Source organism: Neoalteromonas arenosi (assembly GCF_030362855.1).
Lineage (GTDB): Bacteria > Pseudomonadota > Gammaproteobacteria > Enterobacterales > Alteromonadaceae > Alteromonas_E > Alteromonas_E arenosi.
On the sequence record NZ_JAUCBP010000013.1, the window covers coordinates 155275 to 169179 of the forward strand.

Annotated in this window: 15 protein-coding genes and 1 riboswitch; of the genes, 10 read left to right on the forward strand and 5 right to left on the reverse strand. The window is 44.4% G+C overall.

The window, feature by feature from the left end; translation table 11 throughout:
* Positions 1–83 precede the first annotated feature (83 nt).
* Together QTP81_RS16100 and QTP81_RS16105 are read left to right on the forward strand one after the other, a co-directional pair.
* Entirely contained in the window at positions 84–476 is a 393-nt protein-coding gene (locus QTP81_RS16100; RefSeq protein ID WP_026375784.1) for a hypothetical protein, read from the forward strand.
* A 60-nt stretch (positions 477–536) separates the two neighbouring features.
* Positions 537–1553 (forward strand): Acg family FMN-binding oxidoreductase, encoded by a 1017-nt coding sequence (locus tag QTP81_RS16105; RefSeq protein ID WP_289366888.1) that lies wholly within the window; start codon positions 537–539, stop codon positions 1551–1553.
* A 13-nt stretch (positions 1554–1566) separates the two neighbouring features.
* On the opposite strand, the gene QTP81_RS16110 is transcribed toward QTP81_RS16105, so the two are convergent.
* From QTP81_RS16110 to QTP81_RS16120, 3 genes are all read right to left on the reverse strand, one after another.
* Positions 1567–1992 (reverse strand): hemerythrin domain-containing protein, encoded by a 426-nt coding sequence (locus QTP81_RS16110; protein ID WP_289366889.1) that lies wholly within the window; start codon positions 1990–1992, stop codon positions 1567–1569.
* Between the two features lie 20 nt (positions 1993–2012).
* Positions 2013–3773, reverse strand: coding sequence for a bifunctional protein-serine/threonine kinase/phosphatase (locus tag QTP81_RS16115; RefSeq protein ID WP_289366892.1), 1761 nt, complete (start codon positions 3771–3773; stop codon positions 2013–2015).
* A gap of 66 nt (positions 3774–3839) precedes the next feature.
* The gene (locus QTP81_RS16120) at positions 3840–5306 is read right to left on the reverse strand and encodes a NarK family nitrate/nitrite MFS transporter (protein WP_289366893.1); all 1467 of its coding nucleotides are present in this window, start codon (positions 5304–5306) and stop codon (positions 3840–3842) included.
* Positions 5307–5780: 474 nt separating this feature from the next.
* Between QTP81_RS16120 and QTP81_RS16125 the strand changes: the two genes are divergently transcribed.
* Together QTP81_RS16125 and QTP81_RS16130 are read left to right on the forward strand one after the other, a co-directional pair.
* Complete coding sequence (locus tag QTP81_RS16125) at positions 5781–7055, forward strand: MFS transporter (protein ID WP_289366894.1); 1275 nt, start codon at positions 5781–5783, stop codon at positions 7053–7055.
* A 5-nt stretch (positions 7056–7060) separates the two neighbouring features.
* Positions 7061–8263 (forward strand): NnrS family protein, encoded by a 1203-nt coding sequence (locus tag QTP81_RS16130; RefSeq protein ID WP_289366895.1) that lies wholly within the window; start codon positions 7061–7063, stop codon positions 8261–8263.
* A 5-nt stretch (positions 8264–8268) separates the two neighbouring features.
* On the opposite strand, the gene QTP81_RS16135 is transcribed toward QTP81_RS16130, so the two are convergent.
* Both QTP81_RS16135 and moeB read right to left on the reverse strand, forming a co-directional pair.
* The gene (locus QTP81_RS16135; RefSeq protein WP_289366897.1) at positions 8269–8640 is read right to left on the reverse strand and encodes a SirB2 family protein; all 372 of its coding nucleotides are present in this window, start codon (positions 8638–8640) and stop codon (positions 8269–8271) included.
* Between the two features lie 12 nt (positions 8641–8652).
* Complete coding sequence (gene moeB, locus QTP81_RS16140) at positions 8653–9411, reverse strand: molybdopterin-synthase adenylyltransferase MoeB (RefSeq protein WP_289366898.1); 759 nt, start codon at positions 9409–9411, stop codon at positions 8653–8655.
* Positions 9412–9600: 189 nt separating this feature from the next.
* Here moeB and QTP81_RS16145 point away from each other — a divergent pair, with 189 nt between their 5' ends.
* The 6 genes from QTP81_RS16145 (at position 9601) to moaD (ending at position 13904) form a co-directional block, all read left to right on the forward strand.
* Positions 9601–10797, forward strand: coding sequence for an alginate export family protein (locus QTP81_RS16145; protein WP_289366899.1), 1197 nt, complete (start codon positions 9601–9603; stop codon positions 10795–10797).
* Between the two features lie 131 nt (positions 10798–10928).
* Positions 10929–11081, forward strand: a riboswitch (molybdenum cofactor riboswitch).
* A complete protein-coding gene (gene moaA, locus QTP81_RS16150; RefSeq protein ID WP_289366900.1) occupies positions 11070–12044 on the forward strand; it encodes a GTP 3',8-cyclase MoaA in 975 nt (324 codons plus the stop codon). (Overlaps the previous riboswitch by 12 nt.)
* A 1-nt stretch (position 12045) precedes the next feature.
* Positions 12046–12639, forward strand: a complete 594-nt coding sequence (locus QTP81_RS16155) for an NTP transferase domain-containing protein (RefSeq protein WP_289366901.1) — start codon at positions 12046–12048, stop codon at positions 12637–12639.
* Complete coding sequence (gene moaB / locus QTP81_RS16160) at positions 12626–13171, forward strand: molybdenum cofactor biosynthesis protein B (protein WP_289366902.1); 546 nt, start codon at positions 12626–12628, stop codon at positions 13169–13171. Before QTP81_RS16155 ends, moaB begins: the two co-directional genes overlap by 14 nt.
* Positions 13168–13662 carry a cyclic pyranopterin monophosphate synthase MoaC gene (gene moaC / locus QTP81_RS16165; protein WP_289366904.1) on the forward strand — a complete coding sequence of 165 codons (495 nt, stop codon included), beginning with the start codon at positions 13168–13170 and terminating at the stop codon, positions 13660–13662. The genes moaB and moaC overlap by 4 nt, the downstream gene beginning before the upstream one ends.
* Positions 13659–13904 carry a molybdopterin converting factor subunit 1 gene (gene moaD / locus QTP81_RS16170; RefSeq protein ID WP_289366905.1) on the forward strand — a complete coding sequence of 82 codons (246 nt, stop codon included), beginning with the start codon at positions 13659–13661 and terminating at the stop codon, positions 13902–13904. The genes moaC and moaD overlap by 4 nt, the downstream gene beginning before the upstream one ends.
* The last annotated feature ends 1 nt before the right edge of the window (position 13905 follow it).

Consider the following 13905-nt stretch of genomic DNA (forward strand, 5'->3'; position numbering starts at 1 on the left):
AGTTCAATACCCCTTGTGCACAATGGTATTGAGGGAAAACGATGTGTACGCTTGAGTTAGCAATTTCCCAGGAGCCTATTGTTATGTCTGGTATGTTTTCCGACCTTCTATCTAAAGCGCAAGAGCAAAGCGAAAAGCAGCGTTTGTTATTCTTGTTCGCAAAAACTGACGAGACCAATAAAAGCAGAAAACGAGAAGACAAAAAGGGTTCTATTGAGCCTAAAATGGTCGTTGATAAATTGCCAGATGAGTTGTCTGAATTTTCCAATTTAGTGAAGGAAGCGGATAGTATAAACAAGGATTGGGATTTTGTGTTTATAGCTAGCCTTGGGGGCGATTCAACTACACCTCCCACTACAGAGGCTGCAGAACCCTATCTAAACAAAATGACTAACGATGTGATGACCGGTAACAATATTTTTCGCTACGTGGTGTTTGACAGGAACGAAAACCCGATAGAAATCACTGCCAATTAGTAAAAGGGAAAACCTAGCTCCTACGAGCTATACTATAGATTATTCTGACGGCTAAAGCCCATGGTCGAAAACGTACGAGAAATTAAAGACGGCTTGTTTCCTTTTAATGGTGACGAGTTGCATAAGCTCACGTTTTTATTGAACTACGCGATTTTGGCTCCCTCCCATTATAACGCTCAACCTTGGCGCTTTAGGCTATCCAACAACGGATTGGATATCATTCTGGACAAAAAACGAGTGTCCCGGTTTGTTGACCCTCATTCTCGTGAGGCAATTATCAGTTGTGGCGCAGCGATAGGCATGATCGAAGTTGCTGCTCATTATTTTGGCTGTTCGGTCAACATAAATTACGAAAATACGACTGACAGAGACTTGCTGGCGCATATCAACCTAACTGGAAACTTCGATCCGTCAGATAATGACATTGCATGGTTTCATGCTATCAAATACAGGCAAACTAACCGTAAATATTTTGATGATACTGAACCACCCAACCAAGCAATCGACAGTGTGCAGAGCTATGCTAAAACGCTCGATGTACAACTGTCTCTCGCAAGAGATATCGGTACGATTATCAAGTTTTCAGATATGGTCGAAAGAGCTGTCAAACGCCAGTTTGCAAAGCCGTGGTTTCGCTTCGAGTTTACTTCTTGGCAGCGGTCATTACTTAGCTTGAAACCAGATGGTTTAACGGGGCATGGCTTTTACAACACCACACTTCCGAACTTAATATCTAAACCGATGTTGAATTGGTTCAATTGGGGCAGCAGCATTGGCAAGTACAATGTCGATAAGTGTCGTAACGGGAGTCCGACATTTGCAGTAATTTCCACCGCCAATGATGACAGAACAGACTGGTTAAATACCGGTCGATTATTAACGTTTTTGTTACTTGGGCTTGCACATCAAGGTTTGTCTGTGTCTTACATGAATCAAGCTATTCAGGAGCCAGACATCAGAAAACAATTACCACCGATTTTGCAATCATTACAATATCCACAACTGATACTGAGAATAGGTAAAGCGTCGCCAGTGCATTTCACTTCGCGGCGATCCGTTGAGCAAACCATTATGTGAGAGTATGAAAAACTCACATATCCAAAAATAGCGTAAGCAACTGTTCTTCAGTCAATGCCCGGTCACACTGAACGTAGAGCACTTGCTCTTCTTTTTCGTTGTGTAGCAGAAGCAGTTCTGACAGGGCTTTTTCCAGTGCTTCAGAATGATCGTCGTTTTTTAAGCTTTCATTAATTTCATCCAGCATGGCTTTAATTTGATCATGCTCATGGCGCATCACCATTGTTGGGCCAGCACCTTTTACCCCCGTAGTTTTTTCAAACATGGGAAATAACAATTCTTCTTCCCAGCGAATGTGTCGTTTAAGTCCTTCACTAAACTTGTCGAAAAGCAAGACAGCCTTGTAGCGCTGGTTTTGTTTGTTTTCCCGGTACATGCGGAATAGAAAATCAAGTCGTTCGTGATCAACACTAAAAAATTGGGTTACCAGATTTTGCATTACTGTCGACTCCATAGCAGTTATCCTGTGGTCGAAAACAAAATGACAACCAGTATCAGCATGGCAACCCAAAAGGCCGACATCATCTGCCAAAAAAGCAAACCTTTGCTGTTATCGATTGCGGGATCATCTTTTAAGAATTCGGGGTTAGGCCGAGTTACATCATCGACAAAGTCTTGTAGACGTTTGTAGCGTTTTGGTATGTCAAGTGTCACACCTTTTTCCAACGCACGGTCAAACCACAACGGAATGATGGGGTTGTGGTCAGTGGCGCTAACATAACGAAGCTTGTCAAAGTCATGGCTATTGACGTATTGCTCTATCTTTTCGCCATAGGGTAGTTCGCCGGTAAACAATTCATAGGTGATGGTGGCGAGCGCATAAATGTCGCCTTGAATGCCGGTGTTTCTGCCTTGAAGGTAATAAGGGTCAGAATAGGTAGCCGTACCCAGTGCGCCAAGATGCTCTATAGGAATAAAAATCTCAGCGATACCTGCAACAAAGACAGATCCAAAATCAATCACCTTAATCTTCATTGCATCATCAACAATAATGTTGGCGGGTTTAAGATCCTGGTGAATAGTTTCTGTGTTATGAAAAGCTTTAAGCGCAGCAGCGATTTGTTTGACTAACGTGATAGCCTTCTTGGGAGTGGGCAACGGATGGTTGATCATCCATTTATCAAGTGAAATACCTGGTACATACTCCATTAAGTAGTACAAACAGGTTCTTGGTCGATTCTGGGTTATGATTTTAACCACGTACTCGCTTTCTATGCGTTTTCCAATCCACTCTTCCTGAATAAAGCGGTCAATGTAATGCACGTCATCCTGAAAGTTGAGCGACGGCGTTTTCATCACCATTTGCTCATCAGTTTCCAGGTCAGTGACTAGATAAACCTGGCTGCGACTGCTGGCAAACAAAGCCTGGTCAATTCGGTAACCATCTAGCTTCATGCCTAGTTCAAGATCGGGGGGGAACGGCAGACGAGTTAATTTGGTGTTAAAATCATCACGACTTTCAGCGGGCAGTTTTTCGACTTTGGCAATCGCGCAGCTGATATTATCGTCGCTGTTGGCCATTTTGGCTTCAGCCACTATGCGCTCACATTGTTTCTGAGGTTCACGTTCATCACTCAGGAACTCAGTCAGTTTCTCCTCATCGATAAAATCGTGAACCCCGTCTGTTGTCAGAAGAAAAATATCTCCTTCTTCTAAAACCGATTTCCCGTAATCAACTTGCAGGACATTATCCATTCCCACGGCTCTGGCGAGAATGTTTTTGCCACCGCCAATGTTGATTGAATGATCTCGCGTCAATTGCGTGATAGCACCTTGCCGATAGCGGTAGATCCTGGAATCGCCGGCATGAAAAAAGTGAGCCGTTCGCGATTTGAGAACTAGACCACTAAACGTGCATAGATAGCCTTTTTCCTGGTGGGTGAACTCGTGACTTTGTTTGAACAGGTTTAAATTAATCGTAGTGAGTGTTTTTTGGCCGGCTTGTTTCGCTGACCACGTATCAGGCGTGCGGAAGTATTCTTCGATAAAATGTTTTACCGCGTAGTCACTAGCCTCTCTGCCCGCTTCAGCACTGCTAACACCGTCAGCAATGACAACAGCTGTGCCTTTTGACGATAAGGCATAACGGTCAGTCGGAGTATGCATAGCTACTGCATCTTCATTGACTGGCTTAACGCCTGCAATCGAAGCACAACCTGTAGCCACAACAAGCGTTGCGTCGTTTATGATGTCGTCTTTTTCAGTGTGCTCTGATTGCATTGAATTAGTCTAAGTGAGTGAAAAGACATCCCTGTTTTAGAGATGCCTTTTTCTGACGAATTATTATTAACTTACATCGATCATATGAACGGTACCATCTTCAGCAATTTCTGCGATCTGACCACGCGGTTCATCCATAAATATTAGTGTGAATAAACCAACCAATGCAGTTGCTGCAATGACATAGAAAAACGTGCTGTAATCAACAAAGGAAAGAACGGTTAAGAATGTCACAGCACCAACATTACCATACGCACCTGTCATACCGGCAATTTGACCAGTCATTCTGCGCTTAATCAGCGGAACTACCGCAAAGACTGCACCTTCACCAGACTGTACAAAGAATGAACATCCCATGGCAATGACAACCGCTAGCCATAGTGGCCATGTGCCATCGACCAAGCCCATTAACGCATAACCTGCCGCCAATCCAGCGGTTAATATCATCAGCGTAGGTTTCCGACCAAATTTGTCAGATATCCAACCGCCTGCGGGGCGTGACATCAGATTCATAAACGCATAGGCACCTGCTACCAGACCAGCTAAAACTGGGTCGAGACTGAATGTTTCGGCGAAGAAAAGTGGCAACATTGAAACGACCGCCAGCTCTGAACCAAAGTTGGTAAAGTAGAGAATATCCAGCACAGCGACTTGCTTGAAATTGTAGCGGTGTAACTCTGGTACTTCTTTACTAAAGATTTCTTTATTGACCTGCCAGACTTTGTAGACTTCAAGTAAGTACAAAGCGAACAATCCAACATAAATTGAGTTCACAATGGTTTGGGTAAGAATGTCCACACCACTTGGAGAAAGTTTCCATGCCAGCAGCGCAATTGCCGCATACATAGGCACTTTCATCAGCAGAAGTAAGAAGAAGTCACCTTTAGACGTCACCTCCATCGCGCCTAAATTTTTGGGTTTAAAGTATGTTGAACCTTTTGGTGTATTGGTCACATTTGCGTAATAAACAAAAGCAAAAACCAAGCTGATTACACCGGTTAAGCCAATAGCATATCGCCATCCATCTTCACCGCCGAATAACACGGCGACGGTTGGTAAGGTAAATGCAGCTGCGGCAGAACCAAAATTACCCCAACCACCATAAATGCCCTCTGCAGTACCCAGCTCGTTGTGAGGGAACCACTCTGACACCATTCTGATACCAATGACGAAGCCAGCACCTATGAAACCAAGTAGGAAGCGGGCAATCGCTGCCTGTACAAAGCTATCTGCGAAAGCAAACATGAAACAGGGGATGGAACAGATGGCCAACAAAGCTGAGTAGACTAGCCTCGGCCCGTATTTGTCTGTCAGCATACCGATAATCACTCGGGCCGGGATGGTGAGTGCTACGTTCAAAATGAGTAGCGTCTTAACCTGATCGGTCGTCAACCCGAGCGTTTCTTTAACCGCTTGAAGTAACGGCGCAAAGTTGAACCAAACCAGAAAGCTAATGAAGAACGCCATCCAAGACAGATGAAGTATTTTCATCTTGCCAGTAAATTTAAAAATATTGAATTTTTCAGTTGTCATGGGAATCTCCACATGGATTTGTTATCTGTGACTAATTATTAGCTCTCTGGGCTCGTGGTCTTTGACTTGAATCAATAAAAATAGACAGTAATTACAATGCTTTACGGATACCTGCTAGGTGGTATTCAGTGATGATTCAGGTGGCAATATTTGGCACCTTTAACCGTTTACTTGGTCAGTTACGACTCGTTTGCCCTCATTACAAGCGTAAACGAAGCCGCCTTTATTCCTATTGCATCTAGGCGGTAAGTTTGAAGTTTTTGTGGGTAGGTAAACTTGCAAAAGTTGCTTACACATTTTTCGCGTATAGATGGGGTTAACCTAATAAAAACAGTGGGTTAAAGGCTTTTAGTAACTACCTACTTAGAGGTAATTAGTGGTTCACATGATAGTTGTACAAACGTACCCGTTTATAGAGTTGCCGACTTGTGAACGCTATAGTGAATACTGGTTTTAGTTTAATCGGGTAGGTTTTTGACGGCTTCACACTCTAGGCAAGCAACGCGAGCTTTAGTATTGGCAACGCTCGTGTTTGCTATCAACTTCTCAGTTTGGACGCTTTATGCAGTAATGAGCGTTGAATTGAAGCAGGTGCTTGAATTATCCAGTACTCAGGTTGGTATTCTGCTTTCGGCACCCATCATCACAGGCGCCTTGTTAAGGTTGCCCGCGGGTATTTTGTGTGAGCGATACTCGCCAAAGATGATACTGATCCTGCAGATGCTCATTACCGTGCCACCTTTAGTTTTGTTACCCAGTATCGATAGTTTTTCTGGCTACGTGATCGTTGGGTTACTGATTGGAATCTCAGGTGTCTCTTTTAGCATCGGTATTCGCTATCTCACGGATTGGTTTGACAGTAAAGAGCAAGGTACGGCAATGGGAGTATTCGGTGCAGGTAACGCTGGAGCAGCATTAAGCCTTATTATTGTGCCCTATATACGCGATGTTTGGAGTTGGAATACCATTGGGCCATCCTATAGTGCGATGGTTTTGATCACCTGTTTTGCATTTTGGTTAGCTGCTCCATCACCGCCGAAATTCAAACAGCAGAATAAACAGAAGCCGCTGGCGTTTTTTGTTAAGCCTTTGGCTCACGCACGGGTCTGGCGATTTGGTCTGTACTACTACTTTGTTTTTGGCAGTTTTTTAGCGTTGTTGCTGTGGCTCCCTCAGTACTATGTGAATGCTTACGCTTTGCCTTTTAATCAAGCCATGGCGCTGACTTTATTGTTCGTGATCAGCTCAAGCATGGCGCGCGCTGCCGGAGGATGGTTTGCCGACCGTTTCGGGGCAAGGAATGTCAACTGGGGAGTGTTCTGGATTTGTCTTGTTTGCCTTTTCTTTTTGAGTTATCCACCAACGACCATGACAATCCATGGCGTAGACAGAGATGTTGAACTTTACATTGAACTCAATGTTTGGGTGTTTACTGTTTTGCTCTTGTTGATTGGATTAGCACAAGGGTTTGGTCGCGCAAGCGTATATAAAATCATCAACGACTACTATCCAGAACAAATGGGCAGTGTCGGTGGCATGGTAGCCATGCTTGGCGCATTGGGCGGTTGCACGCTCCCTATTCTTTTTGGGCTGGCGGTCGACATTGCCGGTGTCTACAGTGCGTGTTTTATGCTCCTCTACGGCGTGTTGGCGGTTTGTATGCTGTTAATGCATTTAGCTATAAAGCGCGAACGCTATAAAAGCCGAGTGTTAGAAGCCCAGCAACATAATTTTCTCGAACAGGATTAATAGCCGTGTTAAACATCGTGGACAATCAACAGGAGCAAAAAACTACACCATTGCTTCGTTTAGGGTTTCGGCCATTTTTTTTATTTGGCAGTCTTTTCGCAACCTTATCCATGGCGTTGTGGCTGCTGACTTTAAAGGGGGTTGTTTCAATCGAGCCACTTAACGGTATGCTTTGGTGGCATAGCCATGAAATGCTGTTTGGCTTCACGGCAGCGATAATCGCAGGTTTTTTGCTCACCGCAGTTCAAACCTGGACGAATATCCCAAGTATCAAAGGAGGACAACTACTGCTTCTGCTCTCCCTGTGGGGCTTTGCGCGGTTGTTGATTTTATCTGGTTCGACGTCGATGCTGCCATTGGCAATGATTGCCGATTTGATGTTTCTACCGTTAACAGCATTTTTTGTTGGTCAACGGGTGGTCAGGATACGCCAGTACCGAAATCTGATTTTTATTCCCGTGCTAGTACTCATGTCAGTGATGAACCTCTTCACTTATTTACCTAGCTTAGGTTTTGATGCAGCCTGGCAGTCACGCGGTATGCAGGGTATGACGTTGTTAGTCACCTTTCTTGTGGCTTTTTTAGGCGGCAGAGTCATTCCGATGTTTACCGCAAATGGCACAAAAACGACCAAAGTATTACCTATAATGTGGTTGGAAATGTCAGCCTTAGCCAGCCTAGTGGTTGTGTTGGTTTTATTGCTGCTCAAAGATGTTGCTGATATTGCGATGTTGACGGGCATTGTCTGCCTGACAGCAGCCGTGATTCATACAATACGCCAGTGGAGGTGGCGCATCTGGGTCACGTTAAATGTGCCATTAGTGTGGTCTTTGCATTTTACTATGCTGTTCATTCCAATTGGGCTTTTATTGCTAAGCCTGCATTTCTTTGGCGCGAGCATTACATTAAGCACTGCAATCCACAGTTTAACCGTTGGCGTCATTGGGGGTATGATTTTGGCCATGATGTCTCGTGTTTCACTTGGGCATACCGGCAGGATGTTACAAGTTGGAAAGCTAATGAGCGTCGCTTTTATTGCCGTAGTGATCAGTGCGATAGTGCGGTCTATTGCAGTAGCGATATGGCCACAGTGGACAATCCAATTATGGGTATTTGCAGGTTGTCTGTGGTGTTTAGCATTCGGTTTGTTTTTCTTCAAATACTTGCCTGTACTGTCGGCACCCAGAGTAGACGGCAGGCCAGGGTAACTGTGTTAAAGCATAAATTTGCTGAGTGCAGATTTAAAAATCAGACCAATGCATATTAACGCGGCAATAAACGCTAGAATCCGTTGCGATTTCGTTTTACCGCGCTTTAATGCAATCGTTCCGAACACAATGTACAACAGGAGCAACAGTATTTTTGCGGCTACCCAGTCGAAAACCCATGGATAGAAGCCAGCCATTATCATCAGGGCTATAGCGGAACTGAGTAAAAGCGTATCAATAATGTGGGGGATAGTTTTCACCCATTTGTGCTGCAGCAAGCTTGAATCAGTGATCATCCAGTAACCACGAATGATGAAGCTGAATAGCGTAGTTACTGCTAACACAATGTGTGCTTGTTTTAATAGTATGTAATCCATTGGTTTCTGACCTTACCTAGTATGTCCGCAAACTTTGCAGTCTTGGTGTGGAACTACATTCACGGTACGCCAACTGTGCTCCATTGCATCAAAAAGCTTGAGCTGATCGTAAAAAGGCTCTCCATAATGAGTAAGGATCTTGATGGCCTCAAGCGCTTGGCTGGTGCCGATAATTCCTACTAATGGCGACATTACTCCGGATTCAACACAACTGAGATTTTGTTCCCCAAAATAATGGCTGTAACAGGCATAACAGGCACTTTTCTTGTCAGGCAGAACGTTAAATAGTTGACCTTCCATGCGAATCGCCGCACCTGACACCAAAGGTGTATTCGACTGATAGCACACTAAATTGATTTGATTTCTACTGCTCAGGTTGTCTGTACAGTCTACGACCAAGTCATGCTCTGCAACTAATATCTGCAGTTCATTTGAAGAGAGTCTTTGATTAACCGTTTTGATGCTTATTTCGCTGTTGATTTGCATTAATAAATGTTCTGCTGAGCGAACTTTCGGTTTCCCGATATTCTTTTCTAAATGCAGCACTTGTCGCTGAAGGTTGGTCAATTCAACATTATCGTCGTCAACCAGCGTTAATGCGCCTACGCCACTTGCGGCTAAATACTGGCAAACAGCACAACCCAACCCGCCAACGCCTAGAATCAAGACCTTACTGTTTATCAGGATCTCCTGTTTATCCAGGTCAAAGCCAGAAAGCAGGACATGGCGGCTATATCGCATTGCTTGTTTTGTGGTGAGCTCTTTTTTCATTGTTCATCTCACAACCTTTGATGCAAGTCTTTTTACCACTCAAGCCTAAGACCAACAATTCCCCAAAAGAGGTAGTCGGTGTACCTCAATTTTCAAATATCGAGTAAGTGTAGGTATCTATCTGATATTTAATGGTTTTATTTCTGTTGAGGCGTAAAATAACTAGCAGCATTTAGTGAGGAGAATACTATGAAAACACGATTAGCAACGGCTATCGCCAGCATGTGTGCGGCGGGTTTAATAATGCCAAATGTTTCGTTTGCGAACGGTTTCGCAGATTTTCAACAAGCGATCGCTGATGGCGAGGCCGACGTTAAGCTACGATATCGATACGAGCGTGTTGACCAGGATAACATTGACAAAGAGGCCAATGCTTCAACCTTGCTCACCCGACTGAGTTACAAAAGTGCCGATTTTGGTGGCTTCTACACACAACTAGAGTTCGATAATGTTACCGCACTGGGCAACGAAAACTTCAATAGCACTGTCAATGGCAATGACATCTATCCTGTGGTTGCCGACCCTATTGGTTCAGATTTCAACCAAGCTTATGTGGGGTACAAAACTGAATCACTGCATTTCACAGTTGGTCGACAGCGCATCAATCATAATGACCAAAGATTCGTGGGTGGTGTGGGCTGGCGTCAAAATGAGCAAACCTATGATGGTTATCGCCTAAGATACGACAATCAGTCTGGCCTGAATGTTGACTACAGCTACATACACAACGTTAATCGTATTTTTGGTACAGATAGCCCAAATTCAGATTTAGGTGGCAATATACATCTACTGAACGTCACGTATAAAATCAATGCTGATCACAAGATGGCGGGTTTCGCATATGAACTAGACTTTGATACCGCTAACGCAATCGCAACACGCACACTTGGTGTGAGTTACGATGGCAAGATTTCCGCCGTAAACATTCACTTTGCCTATGCGCGTCAAAACGAAACTGGTGACAATCCAACAGACTTTTCCACAGATTACCTGGCGTTAGAGTTAAGCACTAAATTGTCAGCAGTGAATTTGGGTATAGGTTACGAATCACTTGGCAGCGATAATGGCAAAGGATTCACAACGCCTTTAGCTACTCTGCACAAGTTTCAGGGGTTCGCTGACAAGTTTCTTGCCACGCCAGGACAAGGGATTAATGATCTATACATTAAAGCGTCTGGCAGCATTGGTAAACTGAAACTATTGGGTGTATGGCACCAGTTTGAATCAGATGTAGAGTCAGTAGACTATGGTAATGAATTTAATTTCAATGCCACCTATCCAGTATACAAAAACACCAACTTCTTACTGCGTTATGCAAACTACAGTGCCGATGATTTCGCAGTTGATACCAATAAACTCTGGGCAATGATGACTTTCACTTTCTAGGGATTTGCTCATAGCTTCCATAACGTCCTCCACGCGTTATTTGCCGACTCAATATGGGTCGGCTTTTTTATACCCCCTTGTGAGTATTCCTTCAGCGCAATAACAAAAACCACACTTTTACGCCAAACTTAGGGTAACAAAAACTCCGAGCTCAAGTGCCTAAGGTGCTAACAACTATGGTACTGGAGCCGCAACTGAGAAGTTGCCCGGTAGTCAGAGAAATCAACCTGCCGCCCACGAGCTGTAACGCTCGACATTTGGAAAGGTGTTAGATGAACTTACAAGACTCATTCGGAAGAAGATTCAATTATCTGAGACTCTCAGTAACTGAACTATGCAACTTCCGCTGCAACTACTGTCTTCCGGATGGCAACGACTGCAACACACCCAAACGCGGTTTGTCCGTAAACGAAATTCAAACCTTGGTGAAAGCGTTTGCTGGCCTGGGTACAACCAAAGTGCGCATTACTGGCGGCGAGCCGGCACTGCGTAAAGATTTGTGTGAAATCATCGAAACCTGCAAGAAAGTCGACGGCATTAAAAAAGTCGCCCTAACAACAAACGGGTTCAAACTCAATCAGGATATCGAAAGGTATAAGCAGGCTGGTCTTGATGCGATAAATGTCAGTGCCGATAGCCTAGACCCACGCATGTTTGCAGCAATCACTGGCAAACAAAAGTTGGAAGAAATACTGTTGGGTGTTGAACGAGCAGCTCAGTTAGGCATAAGCAACATTAAGCTAAACACGGTCATGCTCAAGCAATTCAACTACAAAGAGTTAGATGCATTTTTTGACTATTTGCGTTCCCACAAGGTTACCTGGCGGTTCATTGAGCTTATGCAGACCGGAGACAACAAAAGCTTTTTTGATAAAAACCATGTCGCCGGGCAAACGATCAAAGATCGACTTCTAGAACAAGGGTGGCAGCGCATCATTCGAGAAACCGATGCCGGGCCTGCACAGGAATTCATGCACCCCGAATTTGCGGGAAACATCGGTCTCATTATGCCTTACAGCAAAGATTTCTGTGAATCGTGTAATCGCTTGCGTGTTTCCGCTCAAGGCAAATTGCATCTTTGCCTGTTTGCAGAACAAGGGGTCAGTATTCGTTCGTTTCTGTCGGTAGGCGATGTATACGGTGCACAGCGGGCTATTGTTTCTCATCTTCAACAAAAACACAGTCAGCATTTTCTGCATCAAGGATTTACCGGTGCAACGAAGCAACTGGCTATGCTAGGAGGGTAACATGAACACAATTGGCGTCATTTTAGCAGGCGGTGCTTCTAGCCGAATGGGGCAAGACAAGGCATTGCTAACGATCGAGCAATCAACCATGTTGAGCAGAACTTACCAGCTGTTACTTGAAACATCGGTGAGTAAAGTTGTTATTAGTCGTAATGATGGCAAAGCAGGGCATTTTTCAGACTTGTATCCAGGCAAGGGGCCCTTATCTGGGATCCACAGTGCTGCTATGCGCTTTCCTGACAAAAACTTATTGATACTGCCGATCGATCTGCCGCTAATGGATGTTTCCACAATACAACGCATGATAGATAGCGGCAAAAAGTTTTCGAGCAATGTCAGATTTGGTGAACATAGTTTGCCACTTTACCTACGTAACACCGAGACGACCCGCCAAACCCTGGATTACACACTGCGGTGTACAAACAGTTTTTCTGTTGACCGCTTTTGCACGCATTTCCCTTTAATGAAGCTGCAACTGCGTCAGCAGTCACCCCTTTTCAATTCAAACACACCAGAACAATGGCGTTTTGCGATGCAACATTTCGAAACATCCGAGTGTTCTGTACCAACTGAGGTGCGTCATGGGACATGCTAACAAACAATTTGAATCACTTGGTATCGCCGTACTAACAGTATCTGATACGCGCGATAGAAGCACAGATACCTCTGGGGAGTATCTCGCAGTGAATGCAACTGAATCGGGGCATCAGGTGATTAAGCGAGAGATTGTTATAGATGACATTTATCTTATTCGAGCATGCGTTTCAGCTTATATCGCGGATACAGCGATACAAGCCGTAATTGTAACTGGAGGTACCGGATTCACGTCGAGAGATTCCACACCCGAAGCGGTAAAACCCTTATTTGACAAAGAAGTTGAGGGATTCGGTGAGTTGTTTCGATATTTGTCGTTTAAGGAAATAGGTACCTCAACGATCCAATCAAGGGCTATATCCGGATTGGCAAACAACACTGTTATTTTTTGCCTGCCTGGGTCTACCAATGCTTGCAAGACTGCTTGGACTGGTGTCATTGAAGCGCAATTAAATGGTGCCCATGGCCCCTGTAACTTCGTGCCGCATTTGCAAACCAATGAAACACTTCGATGCGCGAGCAGAGCGGTATGACTCAGTCAACCCGTTCCGTGCTAAGCCATATTGATAATCATGGCAAAGCGAACATGGTCGATGTTAGCGAAAAAGCGGCATCGACGCGCATGGCAACAGCAGAGGCCTACGTCAGTGTTTCTGACATTGCACTTGAGCAGATAATACAAAACCAGCTCGCCAAAGGTGATGTCTTTAGTGTCGCAAGAGTAGCAGGCATACAAGCGGCAAAACAATGTGCCAATCTGGTGCCGCTATGTCATCCGCTTTTGCTCAGTAAAGTCAACATAGATTTTGAAACTGATGAGTTATCCAGGCAAATAAAGATAACCTGTCAATGCAAATTAAATGGCAATACTGGCGTTGAAATGGAGGCGCTTACTGGTGTCTCGATAGCAGCGCTGACGCTTTTTGATATGTGTAAAGCTGTTGATCCAGAAATGGTTATTCATGGCTTGAAAGTCACTGAAAAAAGCGGTGGTAAAACTGGACTGTGGAGGCGTTCAGCATGATACAGATTAAATTTTTCGCAAGTCTTCGTGAAAGCATAGGTACATCCTCTTTAAATCTTGAATATGCCGGTGAAAACACTGTAGCCGATGTCGCACATGAGCTGGTCGAACGCGGAGCAAACTGGCGTTTGCTCGAAGAAAGAGACGTTCTGTGTGCGGTGAATCAAACCCTTTGCGGAAAAGACGCAAAAATTAATGATGGCGATGAAATAGCGTTTTTCCCACCGGTGACGGGAGGTTAAC